This is a genomic window from Streptomyces sp. CB00316, assembly GCF_001905595.1.
Taxonomy (GTDB): domain Bacteria; phylum Actinomycetota; class Actinomycetes; order Streptomycetales; family Streptomycetaceae; genus Streptomyces.
The window spans coordinates 16,901-38,993 of the sequence record NZ_LIXI01000017.1; the positions used below are offsets into that span (position 1 = coordinate 16,901).

At 69.2% G+C, this 22,093-nt stretch carries 16 protein-coding genes and 1 pseudogene; 8 read left to right on the forward strand and 9 right to left on the reverse strand.

Annotated elements, in window-relative coordinates; genetic code table 11:
* The first annotated feature begins 89 nt into the window (after positions 1-89).
* Both AMK21_RS32360 and AMK21_RS32365 read left to right on the forward strand, forming a co-directional pair.
* Positions 90-1,991, forward strand: coding sequence for an FAD/NAD(P)-binding protein (locus AMK21_RS32360; protein WP_073882722.1), 1,902 nt, complete (start codon positions 90-92; stop codon positions 1,989-1,991).
* The gene (locus AMK21_RS32365) at positions 1,992-3,218 is read left to right on the forward strand and encodes a putative PEP-binding protein (RefSeq protein ID WP_073882723.1); all 1,227 of its coding nucleotides are present in this window, start codon (positions 1,992-1,994) and stop codon (positions 3,216-3,218) included.
* A 485-nt stretch (positions 3,219-3,703) separates the two neighbouring features.
* Here the strand turns inward: AMK21_RS32365 and AMK21_RS32370 are convergent, their stop codons facing one another.
* From AMK21_RS32370 to AMK21_RS32380, 3 genes are all read right to left on the reverse strand, one after another.
* On the reverse strand, positions 3,704-5,359 hold the full coding sequence (locus AMK21_RS32370) for an FAD-dependent oxidoreductase (protein ID WP_073882724.1): 1,656 nt from the start codon (positions 5,357-5,359) through the stop codon (positions 3,704-3,706).
* A complete protein-coding gene (locus AMK21_RS32375; protein ID WP_073882725.1) occupies positions 5,356-5,916 on the reverse strand; it encodes a DUF5987 family protein in 561 nt (186 codons plus the stop codon). Before AMK21_RS32375 ends, AMK21_RS32370 begins: the two co-directional genes overlap by 4 nt.
* 1,637 nt (positions 5,917-7,553) lie before the next feature.
* On the reverse strand, positions 7,554-8,270 hold the full coding sequence (locus tag AMK21_RS32380; protein ID WP_073882758.1) for a helix-turn-helix transcriptional regulator: 717 nt from the start codon (positions 8,268-8,270) through the stop codon (positions 7,554-7,556).
* 1,231 nt (positions 8,271-9,501) lie between these two features.
* Between AMK21_RS32380 and AMK21_RS32385 the strand changes: the two genes are divergently transcribed.
* On the forward strand, positions 9,502-10,305 hold the full coding sequence (locus tag AMK21_RS32385) for a TIGR03084 family metal-binding protein (RefSeq protein ID WP_073882726.1): 804 nt from the start codon (positions 9,502-9,504) through the stop codon (positions 10,303-10,305).
* A gap of 87 nt (positions 10,306-10,392) precedes the next feature.
* Here AMK21_RS32385 and AMK21_RS32390 read toward each other — a convergent pair whose 3' ends face one another.
* Entirely contained in the window at positions 10,393-10,800 is a 408-nt protein-coding gene (locus tag AMK21_RS32390) for an SgcJ/EcaC family oxidoreductase (protein WP_073882727.1), read from the reverse strand.
* A gap of 535 nt (positions 10,801-11,335) precedes the next feature.
* On the opposite strand from AMK21_RS32390, the gene AMK21_RS32395 reads away from it, so the two are divergent.
* From AMK21_RS32395 to AMK21_RS32405, 3 genes and pseudogenes are all read left to right on the forward strand, one after another.
* Positions 11,336-11,746, forward strand: a complete 411-nt coding sequence (locus tag AMK21_RS32395; RefSeq protein ID WP_073882759.1) for a RidA family protein — start codon at positions 11,336-11,338, stop codon at positions 11,744-11,746.
* A gap of 195 nt (positions 11,747-11,941) precedes the next feature.
* Positions 11,942-13,315: pseudogene (locus AMK21_RS32400) on the forward strand (NF041680 family putative transposase).
* A gap of 158 nt (positions 13,316-13,473) precedes the next feature.
* Entirely contained in the window at positions 13,474-13,695 is a 222-nt protein-coding gene (locus tag AMK21_RS32405; protein ID WP_073882728.1) for a hypothetical protein, read from the forward strand.
* 275 nt (positions 13,696-13,970) lie between these two features.
* On the opposite strand, the gene AMK21_RS32410 is transcribed toward AMK21_RS32405, so the two are convergent.
* The 4 genes from AMK21_RS32410 to AMK21_RS32425 form a co-directional block, all read right to left on the reverse strand.
* Positions 13,971-14,270, reverse strand: coding sequence for a hypothetical protein (locus AMK21_RS32410; protein WP_073882760.1), 300 nt, complete (start codon positions 14,268-14,270; stop codon positions 13,971-13,973).
* Between the two features lie 59 nt (positions 14,271-14,329).
* Entirely contained in the window at positions 14,330-14,695 is a 366-nt protein-coding gene (locus AMK21_RS36485; RefSeq protein WP_234422115.1) for a hypothetical protein, read from the reverse strand.
* Positions 14,696-15,395: 700 nt separating this feature from the next.
* Positions 15,396-16,586 carry an acyl-CoA dehydrogenase family protein gene (locus AMK21_RS32420; protein ID WP_073882729.1) on the reverse strand — a complete coding sequence of 397 codons (1,191 nt, stop codon included), beginning with the start codon at positions 16,584-16,586 and terminating at the stop codon, positions 15,396-15,398.
* 123 nt (positions 16,587-16,709) lie between these two features.
* Entirely contained in the window at positions 16,710-16,928 is a 219-nt protein-coding gene (locus AMK21_RS32425; protein ID WP_143194909.1) for a hypothetical protein, read from the reverse strand.
* A gap of 538 nt (positions 16,929-17,466) precedes the next feature.
* Here AMK21_RS32425 and AMK21_RS32430 point away from each other — a divergent pair.
* Both AMK21_RS32430 and AMK21_RS32435 read left to right on the forward strand, forming a co-directional pair.
* Positions 17,467-18,483 carry an alcohol dehydrogenase catalytic domain-containing protein gene (locus AMK21_RS32430; RefSeq protein WP_073882731.1) on the forward strand — a complete coding sequence of 339 codons (1,017 nt, stop codon included), beginning with the start codon at positions 17,467-17,469 and terminating at the stop codon, positions 18,481-18,483.
* 249 nt (positions 18,484-18,732) lie between these two features.
* Complete coding sequence (locus AMK21_RS32435; protein ID WP_073882732.1) at positions 18,733-19,929, forward strand: acyltransferase family protein; 1,197 nt, start codon at positions 18,733-18,735, stop codon at positions 19,927-19,929.
* A 57-nt stretch (positions 19,930-19,986) separates the two neighbouring features.
* On the opposite strand, the gene AMK21_RS32440 is transcribed toward AMK21_RS32435, so the two are convergent.
* The gene (locus tag AMK21_RS32440; RefSeq protein WP_073882733.1) at positions 19,987-21,552 is read right to left on the reverse strand and encodes an MFS transporter; all 1,566 of its coding nucleotides are present in this window, start codon (positions 21,550-21,552) and stop codon (positions 19,987-19,989) included.
* Positions 21,553-22,093: the final 541 nt, after the last annotated feature.

Consider the following 22,093-nt stretch of genomic DNA (forward strand, 5'->3'; position numbering starts at 1 on the left):
GCCGACGTTCCATCAGACAACTTCACGTCAGTACACGGCACCGGCGCCGGCGGCACCGCGGGGTGCCCCCGGTCGAGCGGGGAGGCTTCATGAGTCGAATGGGCACGCGCCCCAGAGTCCTCGTCGTGGGGGCCGGCCTCGCCGGCACCGCAACGGCGATCCGACTGCTCCACTTCGCGCGAAGACCACTGGAGATCGTGCTGCTGGAGCGACGCCCCGACTACCGCTCCGCCGGAGTCGCCTACCACCGTGACGGCAACCCCTGGGACCACGTCTTCAACATCCAGGCCGGCCGCATGTCCGTGTTCCGGGAGGACGTCCTCGACTTCATCCGCTGGGCCAACCAGGAGGCCGACCGCCGGGACTGGCCGCGGCCCTGGGCCGAACGGGAGTTCACCGAACAGGGCCCGGCACCCCGCCGAATCTTCCAGGACTACCTCCAGGACCGGCTGGCCGAGGCCCGAAGGGAGTCCTGCCCCGGCGTGGACCTCGTCGAGGCCAACGGTGAGGCGCTCGACATGGACGCCCGTGACCGGGGCTTCGAGGTGACGGTGGGCCACCTCCGCGCGAACGGCCTCGAGCGCCTGCGTCCCGGGCCGCTCCCGGACACGCAGGTGCTCGGCACGGACCACGTAGTCCTCGCCACCGGCCTCGAACTCAAGGATCCGCCCTTCGCCGCAGAGGTCGCCGGCCACCCCTCCTTCGTACGGAACCCGTATTCCGCGGCGGGAGTCCGCGCACTCGCCCGACTCCCGTCCGACGCCACCGTCGCCATCGTCGGATCCGCGCTGAGCGCCTACGACTCGGCGGGCATGCTGCTGCGCAACGGTCACACCGGGCGGATCCACCTCATCTCCAAGTCCGGAACGATCTTCCGTACCTATCCCGACACCCACGAGCACAGGGTGCTGCGGCTGCCCCGCCCCGATACCCTGCTGGAGCCCTACCGCAACCGGGAGGAATTCCTGGCCAGGGTCGCGACCGCGTGGCGCACAGCGTGCTCGACGGTCCGGGAGGATCACCCCGGCATCGCCCCCGCGATCGTCTCCGAGTGCGTCGCCAAGGCCTGGGAGCCCTACCTCCCTGAGGCCGTCGAACGCATACCCACGAACGAACTGCGCAGCCTGCTCGATGAGTTCGCCACCACCATCGCGGCGTCACGCGTCGGTGCCGTGGAGCACACGATGGGGGTCATCGAACACGCGATGCGGACACCGGACGGGCCGGTGGAACTGGTCCTGGGAAGGGTGCGGGCGATTACGCCCGCGCCGTCCGGGCGACTGCTGGTCTCGGTCGCCGCACAGGACGAGAGGCACAGTGTCGAAGCCGACCTGGTGGTCTCCAACTTCGGCAGGGAGTTCGACTACGCCAAGGTCAAAGCGCCGCTCTGGCGCAACCTCCTCCGCAAGGGCATCGCGGCCCCCCACGAGCGCACCGGGCGCGGCCTGGAGGTCGACGAACGCGGAACGCTGCTGGGCGCCGACGGACGGCCGGCGGGTCCGGTCTCCACGGTCGGCGCGCTGAGGGAGGGAGACGAGATCGTCCGGCACGGCCGAGCCGGCGCGTTCACGTTCAACCTCGCCGCCATCAAGAACCACTCGGTATCCGTCGCGGCCCACGTGGTCGAGCAGCTGGAACTGCGGCAGGACGGCCTGAACGACATCGCGGCCCGCCACCCCCACTACCGGAGCTATGCCAGCAATCCGCAGGAAGCGGCCCGGGCGGCCCTGGAGGAGTCTGTGGTACTGGAAGTGCGAAGGCTGGCGACGCGTCAACGCGAGCAGAGAGAAGCACTCGACTCCCGCTTGAACGCGAGCCTTCCTTCCCTGGCCGGTCTTGCGGCACTTCCGACGGATGTCTCCCGGCCCGACCGCCTGATGAGAGCAGTCGTCAACCGGGTCGCAGTGGAACGGCTCAACGACCTCTCCGTGACGCCACGGCAGCTGCGTCGGCAACTGGGGATCGGGAACGTCGAGAACCTGGAGGGCTAGTTGAACGGGAACGAGCGGCGGATTGCGGGGTTCCTTCTGGCCGGCGGCACCGAGAGCGTGCTGCACGGCATCTGCAACCGGACCAGAAGCCCGCGCGAGGGAACCATCCTCGTCACCCCTTCCCTCGAAGCCGGACTGTACGACGCCATCGTCGCGGCGCGCGCCGTGATCTGCGGCTCCGGCGGGCCGACCGGTCACATGCAGTCCCTGTGCCGCGGCAGAGGGATACCCGTGCTCCGCGTCGACGAGGCGGACCTCGCCGATCTGGACGGCGAGGTGACGCTGTACCTGGAGAGCGCGTCGATCGTCGTGGGACCGCAGCCGTCCGCACAGTCGGCGGACGGGGTGCACGCCCTGGACGGTCTCGGCTCGGCGTGCGCGGTCATCGCGGACCTGCAGGACATCACCACCATCAACGCCTGCGGGCCCGATGCCGCACGGGTCGAGTCCTTCTTCATCCGCGAGGAGTTCCTCTGCCTCGCACTGGGCCTGAGCCCGCTCGACGCCATGGCCGGCGGCCCCGCCGCCGTCGCCGCCTACGGACAGGCCGTCGGAGGCAGGCTCTGCGGCTTCGTCCAGGCCCTCCTGCCCGGCCAACGACTGGTCCTGCGGATGCTCGACCTGCGCTCCGACCATGCGGCCGACGTCACCGAGACCGCCCCGGTCGCGGTCGAGCCGAACCCCGAGATGGGCCTGCACGGCGCACGCTGGCTGCTCGGCTCCGTCGCCTACCGCGACGCATTGCACGCCGTGCTGTCCACCCTGCGCAAACGTCTCGGCGACGAAGCCGACCGGGTAGGGATCTCTGTGCCGTTCGTCCGCGACGAAACGGAGTTCTCCCAGCTCCGGGCGCACCTCGACCTACCGGACGGCGTTCCCCTGTCAGCGTTCATCGAGACGCCCTCCGCCGTACACGCCACCTCCGCGATGTGCGCCGCGGGTGTCAGTGAACTGTTCGTCGGCATGAAGGACCTGGTGCAGTTCTATCTCGCCGCGGACCGGGGCAACCACCTGGTCGCCGACTCCTACCGCACCCGTCACCCGGCTGTCCTGGACGGGGTGCGCAGGGTCGTGGAGGCCGCCCGCGCCGCAGGCACCCCGGTACGGGTCTTCTCCCTGGCATCCGATCTCGACCACTACCTCGACAACCTGCCGACCCCCGACGGCTACATGATGTGCACCGCCGAACTCCAGCAGATGCTCCTGCGGCCCGGCTCACGGACCTGACCGCCGCACCGGGCCGCGTCCGAGGCAATGCCGTTGTCCCGCGCCGCCGACGGCGGCGCGGGACAACGGCATTGCCTCGGACGGCTGAGATCGTGCCCTGTCGAGCCGGTCCGGCTGGAGTGTCCTGCGCGTGCCCTCCCCGGCCAACCGCTCCCCGGTGACGAGGCCGCGGATGGAGACGGGGGGAGGGCGATGACGCCTGCGGCGGGACGGCCGGCTCCGCGGAGCCGGTACACGCCGGGAAGGGGCCGGCCCGAGACAGGGACGTCGGCCATGCGGTCGGGGCGGTGGAGGGCCACTGCCCCGACCGCATGGCCCAGGCGCCCGCCCTGGGGCGGGCGCGGGGGAGCGCTGCCCGCCCCAGGAGCCGTCCGCCCGGCCAAGGGAGCCTTCTCGGCCCGCCGACCGGGAGTGCGCGGCGGGGGCCCGGCCACAGGGGTCTCGCCCCGGGCGGGACCTGCCCTGTCCGCCGCCGGGACCGTCCGCTACTTGCGGGTGAGCAGGGGGAGCTGCCGTCGGACCCCGGCCCGGCCGGAGGTGCTGCCGTCGGGGGTGGGGGCGCCGTAGGTGACGTCGACGCCGCGCTCGCGGGCCGCTTGGACGATCCCGGGGACGGCCCGTTCGGCGAGCGCGGATATGGTGAGCGCGGGATTGACGGTGAGAGCACCCGGAACCGCAGAGCCGTCCGTCACGAAGATGCCGGGGTGGCCGCGCAGTTCGTGCCGGTCGTCCAGGGCGGAGGTGTGCGGGTCGTCGCCGATGCGGCAGGACGCCAGAGGATGGACGGTGTAGGCGCCCACCACATCGTTGGTCCAGGGCGTCACGCGCGACAGCCCGTCACGTTCCAGGATGTCCTTGACGACCGCGTCGGATTCCTCCCAGCCGCGCAGGGTGTTGGCGCTGGGCCGGTAGGAGATCGGGCCCCGGCCGAGCATCTGCTGCGAGATCCGCACGGCGTTCCCGGTCGGCGGGGGCGGTCCGAAGACGCCTTCGTTGTCGTCCTCGACCATCGTGAAGATGGTCAGCCAGGAGCGCCAGCGCCGGACCATTTCGGTCTTCTCCGCGCCGAACCAGCTGGGCTTCGGGGCGTCGGGGACCTGGGCGAGGATGGTGCCGAAGCCCGGCGGGAAGTAGAGCTGTTCGAGGGAGAACCGGGAGTGTTCGGGAAGGTCGCCGTCGAGGTTGTCCCAGCTCGCCACCACCGGTCCCTTGCCGATCTGGTTGGCGAGGTAGGCGATGCCGTCGCCGCGGTCCAGCCCCAGGAGGTCGCGGGCGCGTTCTTCGTTGATCACCGCGTTGTTGAGCCGCTCGCCGTTGCCGGAGAAGTAGCGTCCGACGGCATGGGGCATCCCGCCGAGGTCGGCGGCGGAGCGCTGCAGGATGACCGGGGTGGCGCCTGCCCCCGCCGCCAGGATGACGATCTTGGCGTCGATGACACCGCTGCCGTTGCTCAGGCGGTAGTCCGTGTCATCGATGGTGTTGTAGTGGACGCGGTAGCCGCCGTTCTCGGTGCGGGTGAGCTTCTGCACCTCGTGCAGCGGCCTGATCTCGGCCCCGTGGGCACGCGCGGCAGGAAGGTAGTTCAGCAGGAGTGAGCGTTTCGCGTCGAATCGGCAGCCTGCCATCATCCAATTGCAGTTCGTGCACTTGGAATTGTCCACGGCGGTGGGGACGGGATTGGCGGTCCGGCCGGCGTGGTCGCAGGCCGCGGCGAAGAGACCGCCGGCGTAGCTGACGTCCTCCCAGCTCTGGGTGGTTATGGGGAGTGCCTCGCTGACCACGTCGTACCAGGGGTCGAGGGCATCGCGGCTGATGGCGGCCGGCCACATGCGGCGCCCGATGCTTCCGGTGCGGTCGAAGACGAAGCGGGGCGCGCGGGGCATCGCGGCGAAGTAGACGACACTGCCTCCGCCGACACAGTTGCCGCCGAGCAGGCTCATGCCGTCGCCGACGGTGAAATCAAAGATCCGTGTATAGGAGGAACCGAGGAGGAAGTCGTGCTCGAAGTCGTTCGACTCCAGCCAGGGGCCCCTCTCCAGCATGGTCACCTTCGCCCCGCCCGCGGCGAGGTGGTAAGCGGTGATGGATCCGCCGAATCCGCTTCCCACGATCAGCACATCGGTCTGCTCGATCGCATTCACGCCAGGCTCCCGGAGGGTGTGGTGTCGGGGTGGAGACGGGCCAGGGGGCGACCGTAGGAGAATTCCGAGAAGCGCCACTGCCCGTCTTCGGAGGGAGGTGCGAAGCCCAGCGCGGCCAGGCCCGGGTGCCCGGCGGCGATGGCCTCGGCGGTGTGCAGGTGGGCGCCGGTGTCGAAGGCCATGTTGCTGAACAGGGCAAGACTGACCCAGATATCGCGTTCGGGGTGTCCGGGAGCGGTCAGGACGGTCACCAGGTGCGTCCGCTCGGTGTAGGACAGGGCCACGAAGGGCGGCACCGAAGCGTCCGGTTGCGCGGCAGCGTACAGCCGGGCATGGGCGTTGAGAGCATCGGCGAAGTCGTCCAGGGCATCCGACAGCCCGGTGGCGGGGGTCTGGAGCAGTTCCAGAGCGCCTGCCGCCACTGCGCCGGGACCCGGCACGACTCCGGCCACCGCCCGGTCCCCCTCGTGCCGTTTCGCACCGGGGACTATGGTGTCGGCGAAGGCTTCCAACGTGCTGACTTTGTCCTGATCGAGCAGCGGTTGAATGGATGACATTCCTTCTCCATTTCGACGCGCGGGGCGGCATGGAGTCGGTTGCGACTCGTCATGTCGAGAACCTCTCCGCACAGATCCTCCGCCGCGGAGATGGGTCGGGCATCTCCGTCATTGCTGTCGTCGGCCCGCCGAAAAGGACGGCATCTGCCCACGGGCCGTGCATGGCCAACATCGGTGTCGTGGCTGTTCGGTCCCTCCTCCGCAAGTCAATGAGGTCCGGAAATGCCGATCGATTTCGCTTCGCGCCAACACCCGGTACGCGGGCGTGACCGGCGGATCCGATGTCGGAGCGGCAGTGCACTGTGCACAGTGCACTGTGCACAGAGTCAGGGGCGACAGGAACGCCGAGCGGCGCAGCAAGCTCCAGGACCGAAGACCCCGGGCATGGGCGACACCGGCGCGATTCCCCATGCGCAACCTGTTCCACCTCTCCCGTGAATTCCATCGAATCACCGGAATCCTGCTGAAATCTTTTCTGTTCGCACGGTGAACAGGAATTTGTTCGGCCCCTCCTGCCACCGGCACGACGGCCACGGACATCAGCTGTGCGGTTCCCGGACGGCGTCGGCCGTTCACGACGCGGAACGTGCCGCCGGGTGTCCGGTACCTGCTGCGTGAGCTGCAGGTCCTCCGTCCCGTAGCCGCTGCTGACCGCCTCGGCGGCCCCGCTCGCCACCGCGGTCCCAAACCCGCACCACGGAAGGAGACCTCTCAGGGCGGCGCGAACAGTGTCGGCCGAAGCGGTCCGATGGTTCTCGCCATCCGCCCTTCGGGGGCCTCGGAACCAGGATTTCTTCTTCGGGCCCGGGGGAGCGGCACGACATCTCCCGTATTTCCGAACCGCTCGGCAACCCCGGGGTCGCCGCACCATCTTCCGGCGGCCCGGACGAACTCCTGACGGCATGACGGCGGACAGCGCGTGCCGGGTGTGCGTGATGCAAAACGACTGCGAGCACGACCGTGTTCGCAAAAGCCCGCCGATCACCGGTGTGCGTTCTCATTCGTTCGCAGCAGAGAGAACTCCGGGCCGCGCATCTGTGGGTAGCCGAGCACCATCAGGTCAGATCCAGCCATGCCGCGAGGAGCGCTCACCCGTGTCCTGCGACCCGGAGGTTCCGCGAGGCGAAGCGGAAATGCTGATGTGTGTCCGAGTATGGAGAGCACGCGAGGTACCCGGCGAATTCTCCGGACCGGAAACGGGAGTTCGCGAAGCACCGGAACCGCTCATGCCTGCCGCACGTCGACGGAAAACGCGTGCCCGGTACCGGCCGGCGTCACGGCATTCTCCGGCGGGGGCCGCCCGGTTTCCCGCCGGAGCCCTGCGGCCCGCCGAAGACGCCTCGGTCGCCCTCGTCGTCCGGCAGGGGCCCGTCGACCGCGGCGAGACGCCGGCCCCTGTCAGCGAGGGCCGGGCTGCGGCACCGGCGGCGGAAGGCCGCCCGGCACGAGCGGACCGCCCGGCAGGCGGGCCCGTCGCACAGGAGGCGGCCGGACCGGCCGCGCGGCCCCGCAGGCGGAGAGCAGGTGCCGGGCCACCGGATGACGGCGGATCCGGTGCTCACGCCCGGGATGCGGGGCGCGCCGGCGGCCCACGTACGGTACGCCGGATGCTGTGGCGGGGCCGACGCCCCGCCGCATCATCCGGCGGCCCGGACGATGTCCGCCTCGAAAGCCTCCGACCGCACGCGCTGCAGCGCCACCAGTATCGGGGGATCGAGAGTTCGCATACCCCGCAGCCGGAAATCGGTCGGGCCGACCGATGTGTCCCGGCGCACTTCCAGAGGGCCGAGGGAACCCACGTGAACCGCTTGGTCCTCCGTCAGCGCTTCGCAGGCATGTCCTGGAACGGAATGCCCTAGAAGAAACCATGTCCCAGCCGGAACTTCTGTGATTTCAAAAGCTCCAGGGAAAGGGAGAACGGTGCAACTCACAGGCTTTCCCTCGGGCACCCGGGTGGGGAAGAGCCCAAGAAATATCAGCCCCAGATCCGCGCCTTCGGGTGCAGTGACCGAACCGTACACCGACCCCCCGGCATCCCGCTTTCCGGCAGCTTTTACCGTACCGACGAACCCATTGAATCGCCGATAGACAGAAGGTGCTATTCCGACGCTGCCGGAAAATCTTGAGCTGAAGGTTCCCACACTGCTGTACCCGACCATATGGCTGATAGTGGTGACCGTGAGATCGGTCGTCAGCAGCAACCTTTTTGCCTCTCGGATGCGCATCGCCGACAGGAAACGGCCTGGTGAGACGCCTGTCACCCTCTGGAATTCGCGGGAGAAATGAAATTTGCTGTACATGGCGAACCCGGCTATATCGTCAATGCTCAGCGGCTCCGAGAGGTTCTCTCGCATGACCTCTATGGCCCGCTCGACGGCATCGATAATGGTAGGCGCCACGCGTTTACCGCTCTCCATTTACCCTCCCAGGGCAGTGAGAAGGCGATCAGGTCGATTGAATTCGGGGTCATGGGACCACCGAACGATGGGCGACCTAGAACGCTCACAGCGGAAAGGAACATTAGCAGTACGCCTCGCACCTGAACAAGCATACTTTTTATGTTTCGAATGCATACGCCATGGGCATATGTTTTCACCCGTCGGAGCGTCTTGAAACAGCAATGTCGGAGATGTTGCGGACCCCTCCGGCGTGGACTATCGACACAACCAATTCGCCCGCAGAACAATCCTTCCCGACTTATTCGTCCATCCGATAGGAACCGCTATGAGCGGACGGTGACCACGGGCACCGCAGGGTTCGCCCGGTCCGGGCCGCGACACCGTCGGTGATCCACCGAAATACGCGGCCGAGAGCGTCTTGGCGCCCCGTCACGAGCACCCGGCGCCGGCCCGCGACCGCATCGGCGCGGTCCAAGGGGACCAGCGGCGCCCCGCGCGGCCGCCGATCCCGCGAAGCCCGGCGCCCCGGGCGCGGTGACGAGCGGCAGGCGCCGCGAGCCCCCGGTGCCGCTCACGCCGCATCGCCCACCCGGCGCGGGCTCGGCCGGCGGGCCGGGCGGAACTCCGGGCCCAAGGCGTCGACAGCGCGGAGGCCCTGGATGCGAGGGAGGCGCGCGCCGCACGGGCCCAGGCGACTGCTGATGAACGGCGACTCGTGGACCGCGAGCAGGTGATCCCCGCGGACGCTGTCGCACGGGCCCCACCGCCAAGAGCCCCGGTACCGCGGCGGACGACCCCGCGCAGGCGCGCACGGTTCTCCGGGGCGGGCCGCGGGGCGATTTCGAAGACGAACGCCCTGCGACACCGCACACAGTTCACCTGCGGGCCCGTAGTGCGAGCTCGAAGAGACCGGATCCGATTTGAGCGAGGCCGGATTCGCCATGCCCTTCTCGGTCACCTTGCCGGAGTTGTTGCAGTTCCACAGTGCGCTCTGGGCGTTCTGTCATCCATGAACTGCGATGCTATGCGGCGTAACTGGCTCCGACTTCCTCCACGATGCGGTTCTCTACCGGCCTCTGATCCGGATCCATAGCCGTCCGGGTGAGCACCGAGAGAGAAGGACCGGACGGCGGCCTGCCACACACTGGGTGCCGGAGATATCCGCAACGAGTGGAGGGAATTCCACATGGCGAAACAGAGGGACGTCCTGGCGGATCTGGTCGAGGAAGGGGACGAGATCGATGCCCTGGTCGCGGAGTTGGGCGACGCCGAGTGGAACGCGCCGACCCCCGCCGAGGGATGGACGATAGCCCATCAGATCGCACATCTGACCATGGTCTTCGAACTGGCGGAGAAGGCCGCCGCCGACGCCCCGGCCTTCGAGGCCAAGGTCGCCGGGCTCGGTCCGTCCTTCGACGCGGCGGTCCAGCAGGGGCTCTCCCCCTACCTGGCGGACGGCCCCGCCCGGCTGCTGGAGCGCTGGCGGACCCAGCGTGCCGCCACCGAGCAGGCCCTGTCCGCCGTCGCGCCGGGGCAGATCGTGCCGTGGCTGGTGCGCCCCATCCCCGCCGCGGTGCTCACCGCGGCGGGGATGATGGAGACGTTCGCACACGGCCAGGACGTGGCGGACACACTGGGTGTGCGGCGGACGTTCACCGACCGGATCCTCCACATCGCCGAATTCACTGTTGCCACCTGGGATTTCGGCTATCAGTCGCGTGAGCTGACAGCGCCGCCGACCGGGTTCCGATTCCGTCTGACGGCGCCCTCGGGGGAGGTGTGGGAGATGGGGCCCGCGGAGGCGCGCGAGCTTGTCGAGGGCCCGGCGGTGGACCTGTGCCTGCTCGCCACCCGGCGGCGCCACCGCGCGGACCTGGCCCTGACCGCCACCGGCCCCGAGAGCGACCGGTGGCTCGACATCGCCCAGGCCTACCGCGGCCCGGCGGGCCCCGGCCGCCGGCCGGGACAGTTCGCCGAGGTGACCGGATAGCCCGGCGCAGGCGGTGACGGAGACGAAAAGGGGCCGGGGGCCCGGGGCGGATCGCCCCGGGCCCCCGGCCCGTCCGGTGGAGCGGTCTCAGTTGACCGGAGTGTTCTGGTAGGCGGCGAGCTGCCACCCGGTCCCCTCCTTGACGACCACCCAGGTCGCCCGAATGGAGCGCTCCGCCGAGACCTCCTTCTCTCCGGGCAGCAGAATGCCTCCCGCGGTGACAAGAACCGCGGAGTCCGGACCGAGGGACTCGACCGAAATCGGTTCACCGGTCACGCGCGTCCCCTTGTAAGGGCCGGCGAACGCCTCGGCCATGAACTCTTCGACGGCCTCGCGACCCTTCTTGAAAACCCCGGGCAGGATCAACGTGCCCTTTTCGGTGAATACTGCGGCGAACTTCTTCGCGTCGTGGACCGCCCACGCCGCGACAATCCGCTGCGGAACTGCCGCCGCACCCGCCTGGTCGGTATGGGTGGAGCCGGTCGTGTTCGGCATTGCCATCTCCCTCTGGTACGCGTGTTTCCCGGTCCGCGACAGCGTGGCAATTTTCTTCCCACCGGGACAACTCCGACGATGCCATCGCATCGAGGAGCGTCCGGGGCCGGGCTCGAAATAGCGGCGCCCGCACCGGAGAAGGGGAATGGCGGAAAGGAACCCGGGGTGGATTCACCTTTCCTGGAACGTGCTCCTGCGGGACAGGGAGCCGGCGGAAGAGGACCGGGGAGTGCGCAGGAGGGCGGGCAGCCGAAGACGTGCGCACACGGTGCGGCCGCATCGGCTTCGGTGCACGGTCCGGTCGGTCCACCGGACGCCGCCCCGGGCGGGCTGCGGCCGGGCCGGCCCATGGGGAGGCCCGCCCGCAGGACCCGGCCGGTCCGCGGTCCTCCATGCCGCCTTCCACCACCAGTCCGAGCCCCGGCGGCTGAACCGGCCCTCCTCAGCTTGTTCTTCAACCTCACGTCGCTGCGGAGTGCTTGCCGGTGGGGAAATTGCGGTGCGTGCTGGCACCACGCTGGTCAGACTCGCTGGCATGACTGAGAAGATCACCCGCATCAACCCCGAGCAGCTGCATGAGACACCCGGCTACCACCACATCACCGTGGTGGAGGCAGGCCGTACCGCCTATCTGGCTGGGCAGTGCCCGCTTGATCGGATTGGTGGCCTCGTCGGTTCCGGTTCCCTTGAGACGCAGGTCGACCAGGTTGTCGCGAACGCGCTCACTGCTTTGGCAGCGGTGAGTGCCCAGCCCGAACATGTGGTGCGGTCAGTGATCTACGTGCGGAGCGATGAGAGGGACATTCTCGGAGCCGCATGGCGTCGGCTCACCGGGTCTGCCCTGGGTCCGGCGTTCACCACCGCCAGCACGCTCTTGGGCGTCGCCCAGCTGGGCTTTCCGGGACAGCTCGTCGAGGTGGATCTCACCGTGGCGCTGCCTGACTGACTTCGAACGGCGTATCGAAACTGGGTAGCCCAGCTGGGCATTCGCGGGACACTGGGGCGGCCTTCGTCTGATCATGTGCTCCGACCAAGGTGCACCGATCGAGACGAAGGCCGTAAAGGTGATTCTGCTGCCTGACGCCGGTCCCGGGGAACGTTCGCGCAAGCGTCACGCTTCCGGGAGGAACTATTCGACTGCCTGACCGTGCGGGGGGACGAGCTGTTCGAGCTCGTGGACGCGTTGCTGTGCGCGGACGGCCCGGTGACCTCGCCGGTGGATTTGACGCTGGTGGCCGAGCACCGGCGGGGGCACGGCGCGATGTACAAGGCGCTGAACCACGGGAACGTGGACGTACCCCGGGCGGCAGGTGCTGGCCGGTCTGCCGATGCCGCGGGCCGCCGACGGGCGCCTGGTCCTGGCCGTCGACGCCAGCAACTGGCTTCGCCCCGACGCGCCGACCAGCGCGGATCGCCTCTTCTGCCACGTCTACGGCCCAGCGGACGGTCCTCGGACCAGTTCATCCCCGGCTGGCCGTACTCGTTCGTCGCCGCCCTCGAATCGGGCCGGACGTCCTGGTGCCAGTTCCTGGACGCCGTCCGCCTCGGACCCGAGGACGACGTCGCCGAGGCCACCGCCTCCCAGCTCCGCCGGGTGGTCACCGACCTGATCGAGATGGGCCGCTGGCACGTCGGCGACCGCGACATCCTCATCGTCTTCGACGCCGGCTACGACGCCCCACGTATGGCCCACCTCCTCGACGGCCTCCCGGTCGAGGTGCTGGGACGGATGCGCTCCGACCGCGTCATGCGACGGCCGACGCCCTCGCTCAAGGAGTACGCCCTGGCCTACCCCCAGGGCGGGCGACCGCCGAAGCACGGCAAGGAGTTCCGCTTCGCCAAGCCGGACACCTGGGGCGAGCCGGACGCGGCCACGACGCAGGTCACCGACCGATACGGCACCACCCGCGCGATGGCCTGGGACCGTATCCACCCGCGCCTGACCACCCGCTCCGCCTGGATCGACCGTACCGGCGAACTCCCCATCATCGAGGGCACACTGATCCGCCTCCAGGTCGACCGGCTGCCCGGCGGAGGAGACCCGCTGCCGCTCTGGCTGTGGTCGTCCGCCACCGGCCTGAACTGCGAGGACGTCGACGTGCTCTGGCAGGCATTCCTGAGGCGCTTCGACCTGGAGCACACCTTCCGGCTGATGAAACAGACCCTCGGGTGGACCCGCCCGAAGCTGCGAACCCCCAAGGCCGGCGAGCGCTGGACCTGGCTGATCATCGCCGCCTACACCCAGATCCGCCTTCTGCGCGAGGCCGCCGCCGACTTGCGGCGGCCGTGGGAGAAGCCCGCCGAGCCCGGCCGACTCACCCCGGCCCGAGTCCGCCGGGGGTTTCGAAACCTCCGCCCGCACCTGCACTGCCCGGCCCGCGCGCCAAAACCCTCAACCCCCGGACCTGGCAGGCTGCTTGGCTTGAAAAGCTGGCGGCCCGCCACCCGTTACGACGTGGGTAAAACCGTGAAACGACCAGAGAGCATCACCGAACGAAACCGACTCAAACCATAAAGAACAAGCTGAGAACCTGTTTTCGAACCTGCGTCAGCAGGATGTGATCGGCAAACGGGTGCTCCAGAGGTTGCCCGCGCGGCCACCTCGCCGTGGCGGGGAAGGGATCGAGGCTGATGCCGGAATCAGCTGGCACCACAGTAGAGAGGAACCGCACGATGGAGACATCTGAGCTGGAGAGCAAGGTCCAGAAGCTGGAGGAGGGTCTGGCCGTGCAGGAAGCGACCATGGCCGGAGCGCAGGCGACGCAGGCCGCCACGCAAGCGGGGATGACCTCGACTTTCGCCGCCACGCAGAGCGGGACGTGGGCGGTGATGGCCGCGGGCAGCGCCGCCCTGATCGTCGGAATCTTCCTCGGAATCGCCATGGCCAAGGACTGACGGGCCCACTCCCGCCCTACCGGGAACACCGTTGCTTGCGCCGCCCCCGTCGGACCCATGGCCTGGCGGGGGCGGCGTGCTGAGAACGGCTGGCTTGGCTCGCAAGGACCACACTCTGCCTGCGATGAACGTTCCCCGCAGGGGCCAGGGAATGCCCATGGCAGTCCGGGATGACCCGTTTGCGACGGGAAGCGGCGATGCCACGCCAGGGATGGATGCCGCTCAGCGGCCGCGCGTCACGGCTCCCCCTGCACGTGGCGGGTTGCCGAACGATGTCAGGAGTCGTGCTGGTCGCGGCTGCCGGACTTGGCCAGTCCACGGCTGATCATGTAGCCGATGGTCAGGAGCACGATGTACAGCCAGGCTTTGTCTGCCCGGAAGTAGTCGGCATGGTCGTCCTCGGTGCCTACGACCATCGAGGCGATCAGGACGGCGATGACGCTAGCGATGTAGACGAAAAACTCGGTCGTCTTCAGGGCCGACTTCGTCTCGGTCGCCAGGCGCCGGGTCTTTTTGCCAGCAGGGTCTACGCCGGTGTGGTGGCCAGGGGAGCCGGCCGGGTTCGCAGTGGTCATGGCATGCATCCATTCCTCTGTGCGAAACAACGTCCGGTACAAGCAAAACCCCGTCTGGCCTATAGCGCAACGGGAGCATGTAACCGGCCGGTAGGTTTGCACCTGAACAGCCTGCGTGCCTCCATACTGTTCGCCCCCTTAGGACGAGTGGAAATTCTGAGAGCTGAAACGGATGCCCTCGCAAGTGGCCCGCGCGAGCGGGGCGCGGTGGTGATGGGCAGGCGGCTCGGGCTCTTCTTGCCCCGAGTGAGGCGCCTGGTGGAATCGGTGCGCTGGGTAGTGCGCTCGTGCACCAGGCCGGCCCCCTTGAGGCGGGCCGGCGCGAGGTCGAGGAGGCGGTCAGCACGGTCTGCTTCGGCAAGACGGTCGCGGAAGTCGGCCAGCACGCTGTGGTGGAACCCGGGGTCGTCCAGCTCCATGGCCATGGCGTACTTGAAGTCGATGCGGCGGCGGACCGCCTCGGCGGCCTGCCGGTCCGAACAGTCCGAGCAGGAACTGCAGCACGCAGACGGTGGCCAACTGGGCGGGCGACAGGCCCGGGCGCCCGTCACGCGGGTACCAGTCGGTGAAGTCCTCGTCGTGCCACAGCCCGTCCAGCCGGTCTCTCACCCACATCGCCGTAGTGCCACCCGGGTTGCTCGCCCGCGCGATCTGTGTGGTCAGAGAGGGGACTTGCTCACCGGAACGGGGGCGGAGCGACAACGGGCACCTCGACAGCTGCATCGGTCACCGGAACTACCCGAGCATGCCCGTTGGTCATGCCGCCGCACCGGGAAATTCCAAGATCCCCGACAGAGTCAAGCTCAGGTCCTTCGCGGCTGAGGCACCCGGCACGGGTGCCTCCGGCTCCCGGCGCGCACCGACTCCCCGACGTCGCTTTCCGTGAACGCCACCGCCGGCGAGTTCCGCACGCACGGTGACGGCAACCATTCTGACGGCGAGGACCACTGCCGGCATCCGCTCGAACCGGGCCCCGCGGGGCCGGGCGGCGGCGGGTGCCGGTCGGTGAACGATGTCCCAAGCCGTGCCGCGGAGATCGGCGACGCCCGGTGCGAAGCGGCGGGGACCGGAACGGAGCAGCAGCCACCGTCCCGGCCCCCGGCCCTTCTGCGAGGAGAGGGACGCTCAGAGGTACTGGGTGTTGGGGGCCAGCCCGCACATGATGCGGCCGTACAGCTCCAGGTTGGTGTTCGGGTGCATGATGGCGTGGAGGTTCAGCGTCTGGACATCGCGCTCGATGCGCTGGATGGGCACGTGGGTGTAGATCGACGAGCCACCGCTCGCCGTGTTCAGGATGTCGACGGCTTCCTTGGACCGCTGGCACGCCGCGCCGGTGTCAAGCCGGACGCGGGCGCGTTCCTCCAGCGTCCACGGCTCACCGGATGCGTTCTTGGCGTCCACGAGGTCGGCGATGCGGTACACGTGGAACTCTGTCTCGTCGATCTTGACCGCTGCCTCGGCGACCTGGAGGTGCGTGAGCGGGGCCTCCCTCTGGTCGGTGTACTCGGTGTAGGTGATCTTCCGGCCGGGCAGCCGCTCGAAGAAGACGTCCTTGGCGCCCTTGGCCAGACCCAGCGCGGTCGCGCTGACCGTGGCGCACGCCGTCGGCATGATCGGCGCCCGGTGGATGAGCGCATCGGCGTTACTGCCGTGACCGCTGTGCCCCTGGAGGATGCCGCCCAGCGGGATGTACCAGCCATCAGGCACGAAGACCTCGTGGGCGACGGTACTGACACTGCCCGAACCACGCAGTCCGGCGGTGTGCCAGTCGTCGTCGATCTCCAGCGAAGCCAGTGGAATCAGCGTCATGACCGGCTGGAAACTGCCGTCCGGCATGGCCAGCACCGCCGCGTTGGTGTTCCACTTGCTGTGCTTCGCCCCGCTGTTGAACGCCCACCTGCCGTTGACGACGATGCCGCCCTTCGCCGGCGCCGCCATGGCCGTCGGACTGATGATGCCGCTCACCAGGTCGTCCGGGGAGGCGAACACCTCGTCCTGCACGGCGTCGGAGAAGAGCCCGGCGACCCACGCGCTGATGGACCACACACCGGCGGTCCACGACGCGGATCCGTCTCCCCTGGCCAGTTCCGCGAGCACCTCTACCTGGGTCCTCATGTCGGACTCGTAACCGCCGAGGCGGGCGGGGAGCCGGGTGCGCAGCAGTCCGGCCTCCGCCATCGCCTTGACGGTGCCCTCGTGCAACTGACGATTCTCTTCAGCCCAGGACGCGTTTTCGCGGAGCGTCGGCACCAACTTCGCTGCGCGGGCAACGAGGTCGGCGCGGCTCGGTGTGGCCGCAAGCTCGGTGATGTCCACAGTCTCTCCTTGGGAAGCGGCGACAGGGGGGTTCGGCGGGTGCCCGGTGATCGGAGTCCTGGATCACCGTCGCAGGCACCGGCGTGCGTGACATCTCGCGGATTGCGGGTTGCGGGCAAGCGATCACGGGCCCGGGAGCAAGGACTTGACCATCGGGCGGACCCGGGCCACCGGAACGTGCGCGCGCCCGCCGTGCGGAACTCCGCGCCGCGCTCCGGCGTACGCCGGTGAGCCGGTCGCGGTCCACGACGACGGCCCCGCCACCATGCCGGCCGGGAGCCCCCGCAGCCAGAGCCCCGCGACGCTTCCGCCCAGCACCACCACACGACCCCCGACGCTCACCCGTCGAGGCCCCTCTGCGAAACCCATCGGCTGATCTCGCAGCACATCCTGCCGCGCGCCGCCGCATCTCCTGGCCTGCGCTGCCGGAGAAGAACCTCCCCGGACCGACACCACTGCTCGGGGCAGCGGTTCGAACCGGGCCCGGAGGGGCGGGCCGCCCAAGAGCAATCCAGGAGATGCCGGGCGCCCGACCGGGTGTGAGGCTGACGCCGGTCGAAGCTCTTCGGACGGAACGGCCCACCACGGCCGTGCCCGCCTGACGGCCGCCCTCCGCTCCGAGGAACTCCTCACCGCCCGTCCGACGGCCTCGCCCCGGCCGTAGCCGACAAGGCGCATCCCGCCCTCGGCCACGGCGGCCACCGCCGCATCGACATGCCCTTGGCGCGGGAGCAAGCCCGGACCGAGCCCCTCCAACCCCTCACCCGGTTCCCCGACCACCGTCCGACAGCGGGCCCGGGGACAACGAGCCGCGGAGCCCTCCACCACGAACGGCCTTGCGCAGCCTTCCCGAACGTCTGAAGCCGGAGAGTGAACGCCCATGAAAGCAGCCGTCATTCCCGCGATCAACGCCCAGTGGGAGATCAAGGAGGTCGCGACCCCCCGGCCGGGCCCCGGCGAGGTGCTCATCAAGGTGCACGCGTGCGGGATCTGCCACAACGACATCTGGGTCGCCCAGGGCGTCTTCCCCTTCCCCGCGTGCGATCCGGCGATCACCGGACACGAGGCGGCGGGCGAGATAGTTGAACTGGGTCCGGGCACCACGACCCGCCAGGTGGGCGACCGGGTCGGCACCACCTGGGTCCAGGCCGCCTGCGGCCGCTGCTCCTACTGCCGGCGCAACCTGCCGCTGACCGGCCAGTCGGCCATGACCTGCACCGCACCGGTGATGACCGGTCTGAACGTACAAGGAGGCCACGCCGAATACCTCTGCGTGGCCGCCGCGAGCACCGTACTGCTCCCCGACGGGATCGACTACGCGAGGGCCGCGCCCGTCCTCTGCGCCGGCTACACGGCCTGGAGCGCGCTGCGCGTGAGCGAACCGCAGCCGCACGAGCGGATCGCCGTTCTCGGCATCGGAGGGCTGGGGCACATGGCCGTGCAGTACTCCCGAGCCTGCGGGTTCGAGACCGTCGCCATCACCCGCTCGCCGGACAAGCACGAACTCTCCAAGAGCCTCGGGGCCGACCTCGTCGTCCGTGACGGGGCGGAACTGCGCGAGGCCGGCGGCGCCGACGTAGTCCTGGTGACCGGTACGTCGTACGAGGCCGCCACGGACGCGCTCCAGGGACTGCGGGTCGGCGGGCGGATCGTGCTGGCCACCATCGACCCGTCTAGCTCGTTCACCATCGGCCCCACCACACCCTTCTGGGCGCGGGGCCAGCGGGTGCTGGGCGCCACCCACAACGGGTTGCGCTATCTGACCGAGGCGCTCGACCTGGTCGCGCAGGGCGCGGTGACCCCGATGATCGAGGTCTTCCCGATGGACAGGATCGCGGACGCCGTCGACAAGGCGGCGAAGGGGGACGTCCGCTTCCGGGCCGTCGTGACGTACTGACCCGGCATCCCGGCGCCGCCGCCGGGGTGTGCACGCGATGCGCCCCCAGATCCTGCCGCCGGGCGGATCACCGGATGACCGGCCGGACCGCGCGAGCCCGGCGGAGCGGAGCAGACCCAGCACGCCGAAAGAACGGTCAGGGAGATACCGCACTCTGGAAGACGCCGACTCGTGGCACAGCCCGGACAATCCACTTCCGAGACCGCTTGCGGCTCTCTTCCGGTCCTTTTGACGACGAGGCAGGTACGCATGACAGAGGCAGCGGCACCCAGTCCGGGCAGACTTCCTTCCCTGACCGCGTTACGGTTCGTCGCCGCACTCCTGGTCTTCGTCTTCCACGCGCACTACCTGGGCATATTCGGCGATACCTCGGTGCAGAAGGCGTACACCTTCGTCACCAGCAGTGCCGGCGGGATCGGCGTCTCGTTCTTCTTCGTACTCAGCGGGTTCGTACTGACGTGGGCGGTGAAGCCGGCCGACACGATGGGCAAGTTCTGGCGCCGGCGGTTCTTCAAGATCTTCCCGAGCCACGTCGTGGTCTGGACGATCGTCCTCGCCATGCTGTTCGTATCCGGCACCGCGATCGAGGCCGGGCCCGCCACGGCCAACCTCTTCCTGGTGAACGCCTGGGTGCCGGACATGAACAACCTCATGTTCGCGGTCAACGGGGTCACGTGGTCGCTGTCGGCGGAGATCGCCTTCTACCTGCTGTTCCCGTTCCTGATCACCGGTATCAACAGGATCCGGGCCAACCGGCTCTGGTTCTGGGCCATCGCTGTGTCGGTGTTGGCCCTGTCGGTTCCCCTGCTCTCGAAGGCCTTCCTGCCCGACGCTCCGATATTCCCCGGATACGATCAGTTCTCCTGGCCGCAGATGTGGTTCGCCTACCAGTTCCCGCTGGTGCGCTGCCTCGAGTTCATCGTCGGCATCCTCTTCGCCCGTATCGTCCTGAGCGGGCGATGGGTCCGCCTCGGCCTGGGGCCGGCCGCGCTCGGCGTCCTCGCGATGTACGTGGCGGCGCTGTGGCTGCCCCCGCTCTGGTCGTTCGCCGCGCCCTACGCGTTCCCGCTCGGGCTGCTGGTCGCGGCCGCCGCCGCCGCCGACCTCGCCGGCCGAGGAACACTGCTGACCCGTCGTCCGCTGGTCTGGTCGGGCGAGATCTCGTACGCGTTCTTCCTGATCCACCTCAACGTGCTGAACTCGGCGCAGGCGGCGCTCAAGGGACAGTGGATGGGGTACGGCGCCTTCGAACGGACGTCGTTGAGTACCCCGGTGGCGGTGCTGTTCCTGCTGGGCTGCCTGGCCGTCAGTATCGTCCTGGCCTGGCTGCTCCACCGGTGCGTCGAGATGCCGGTCACGCGGAGGTGGTCCAGCTCCCGGCCGCACCGGCCGCCGGTGCCCGCGGTCGGCACAGGTGAGGTCAAAACCACCACGACCACGGGCTGAGCCGGGTTCGGCGCTCCGCCCGGTACCCGATGCGGGGGTACCGGGCGGAGTACCTCATCAGGATTCGGCCGCCTGGGGGCGCTCGGTGACCGGATCCAGATCGTCGGACGCTGACGGCGTCGCCGCCTTCTGACCCAGCGTCATCCACACGAGGACGAAGATGGCCGCGATGATCACGATGCCGACGACGGCCACCATGTTCAGCCCGTCGGTGAAGGCGTTGCGGGCCGTGTCCAGCAGCGACTGGGCTTGGGCGGCCGGGAGCTTGGCGGCGGCGGAGACCGCTTCGGCCAGCGTCTGCCGGGCCTCGGCGACCGGAGAGTCGGCCATGCCGGACTGGTAGACCGCTCCGCCGACGCTGCCGAGCAGGGCGAGTCCGAGGGTCGAGCCGAGGAGGTTGCTGGTCTCCGACATCGACGCCGCCGAGCCCGCCTTCTCGGGCGGGGCCGCCCCGACGACCAGGTTGGTGCCGAGCATGAACATCGGCGCGATGCCCAACGCCACCAGCGCCACGCTCAGTGACACCAGGCCGGGGCTGCTGGTCCTGGTCACGGTGCTGAGCACGATCAGGCCGATGAAGCACAGCGTGAGCCCGCCGAGAATCGCGGTGCGCGGTTGGATCCGCCGGACGATCACCGGTGTGACCAGGACTCCGACGGCGATGGCCACGCCGGTCGGGGCCTGCCACAGCCCGGCCTCGGTCGGCTCCAGCCCGAGCACGCTCTGGATGAACTGGCTGGTCAGCAGGCCCATCCCGGCCAGTGTTCCCGAGGCGAGCAGCATGGCCAGCAGGGAGCTGCTGAACCTGATGTTGCGGAACAGCCGCAGGTCGAGCAGCGGGTTGGGCAGGCGCAGCTGTCGACGGGTGAACACGACACCGAACGCGACGCCGACGCCGACGGCCACGTACGCCCCCACCGGGGAGCTGGTGTCACCGGCGGCCAGCTGCTTGATGCCGTAGACCACCGGCAGGACCGCGGCCAGCGACCACACCACGCTGACCAGGTCGAGGCGCTTGGCATCGGCGTCGCGGTACTCGGGCAGCAGGATCGGACCGGCGATCAGCAGGAGCAGCATGACCGGGATGCTGATCAGGAACACCGAGCCCCACCAGAAGTGCTGCAGCAGGACCCCGCCGATGACCGGGCCCAGGGCGGCACCGCCGAAATTGCAGAACGCCCACAGCGAGATGGCTGTGCCCATCTGCCTGGGGTTGCGGAACATATTGCTGATCAGGGCGAGCGTCGACGGCGACAGCGTGGCGGCGGCGATGCCCAGCAGGGCACGGGCGATGATCAACATCAGCGGGCTGGTTGAGAACGCCGCGAGCAGCGAGGCGGCGGAAAAGGCGCTCGCACCGATCATAAGGAGCTTGCGACGGCCGATCCGGTCACCGAGAGTACCCATGGTGATCAGAAGGCCGGCGAGCATGAAGCCGTAGATGTCGGTGATCCACAGCTGTTGAGTGCCGGTCGCGCCCAAGTCGGCGCTCAGATGGGGCAGTGCCAGGAACAGGACACCGATATCGAAGGCGACGAGCAGCGTGGGCAAGGCCAGCGCGGCCAGGCCCAGCCACTGCCGGCGCCCGGCCAACGGGGCCGCGTCCTGAGTCGTGTCACTCATGAGGATCCTCTCTCGTTCACCACCGCGGGCGGCACCCGCGCATGGCGCCGTTACGCGGTAGTCGGAGCAGGCTTTGAGAATCCGACACGTGAGCCGTACGCAGTCGCGGACAGCTCGGGTTGAGCGGGAGCGATCATGCCGCAGGCCCGCCGGCCTCGCGGTGAAGTGCGGCGCGGCGCCCTGAACTGCGCTGCAGCCCCCTCCGGCGCCACCCCGCAGAAGTCTGCGGAGAGGGTTGGCTCAAGGGCACCGGGGCGCCGGAACGCAAGCCGCAGGCGCAACCCGGGCCCCGGCCGGTGTTCCCCGGCGCAGGTGCTCGGACGCAGGCGGTCTGGCATGGACACGGGCGGACTTTTCGGCACGGGCCCATCCTGCTGGTTCACCCCCTCGCATACGCCGCGGTCACCACCGTGGCGGGACGGGCGAGTGCGGCGGGCCGATCGAGCCCGTCCTGCGCCGTCGGCCGGCGCGGTCAGGAACCTTCGGCGCACAGGCCGGCCGGACAGCGCGTCCCCGGCGCCGGTGCGCAGCCGGTCGGCAT

Coding starts and splice junctions, on each gene's coding strand:
- AMK21_RS32360 (WP_073882722.1), top strand. CDS start 90: ATGAGTCGAATGGGCACGCGCCCCAGAGTCCTCGTCGTGGGGGCCGGC.
- AMK21_RS32375 (WP_073882725.1), bottom strand. CDS start 5,916: ATGTCATCCATTCAACCGCTGCTCGATCAGGACAAAGTCAGCACGTTG.
- AMK21_RS32380 (WP_073882758.1), bottom strand. CDS start 8,270: ATGCGAGAGAACCTCTCGGAGCCGCTGAGCATTGACGATATAGCCGGG.
- AMK21_RS32385 (WP_073882726.1), top strand. CDS start 9,502: ATGGCGAAACAGAGGGACGTCCTGGCGGATCTGGTCGAGGAAGGGGAC.
- AMK21_RS32390 (WP_073882727.1), bottom strand. CDS start 10,800: ATGCCGAACACGACCGGCTCCACCCATACCGACCAGGCGGGTGCGGCG.
- AMK21_RS32395 (WP_073882759.1), top strand. CDS start 11,336: ATGACTGAGAAGATCACCCGCATCAACCCCGAGCAGCTGCATGAGACA.
- AMK21_RS32405 (WP_073882728.1), top strand. CDS start 13,474: ATGGAGACATCTGAGCTGGAGAGCAAGGTCCAGAAGCTGGAGGAGGGT.
- AMK21_RS32410 (WP_073882760.1), bottom strand. CDS start 14,270: ATGACCACTGCGAACCCGGCCGGCTCCCCTGGCCACCACACCGGCGTA.
- AMK21_RS36485 (WP_234422115.1), bottom strand. CDS start 14,695: ATGGCCATGGAGCTGGACGACCCCGGGTTCCACCACAGCGTGCTGGCC.
- AMK21_RS32430 (WP_073882731.1), top strand. CDS start 17,467: ATGAAAGCAGCCGTCATTCCCGCGATCAACGCCCAGTGGGAGATCAAG.
- AMK21_RS32435 (WP_073882732.1), top strand. CDS start 18,733: ATGACAGAGGCAGCGGCACCCAGTCCGGGCAGACTTCCTTCCCTGACC.
- AMK21_RS32440 (WP_073882733.1), bottom strand. CDS start 21,552: ATGAGTGACACGACTCAGGACGCGGCCCCGTTGGCCGGGCGCCGGCAG.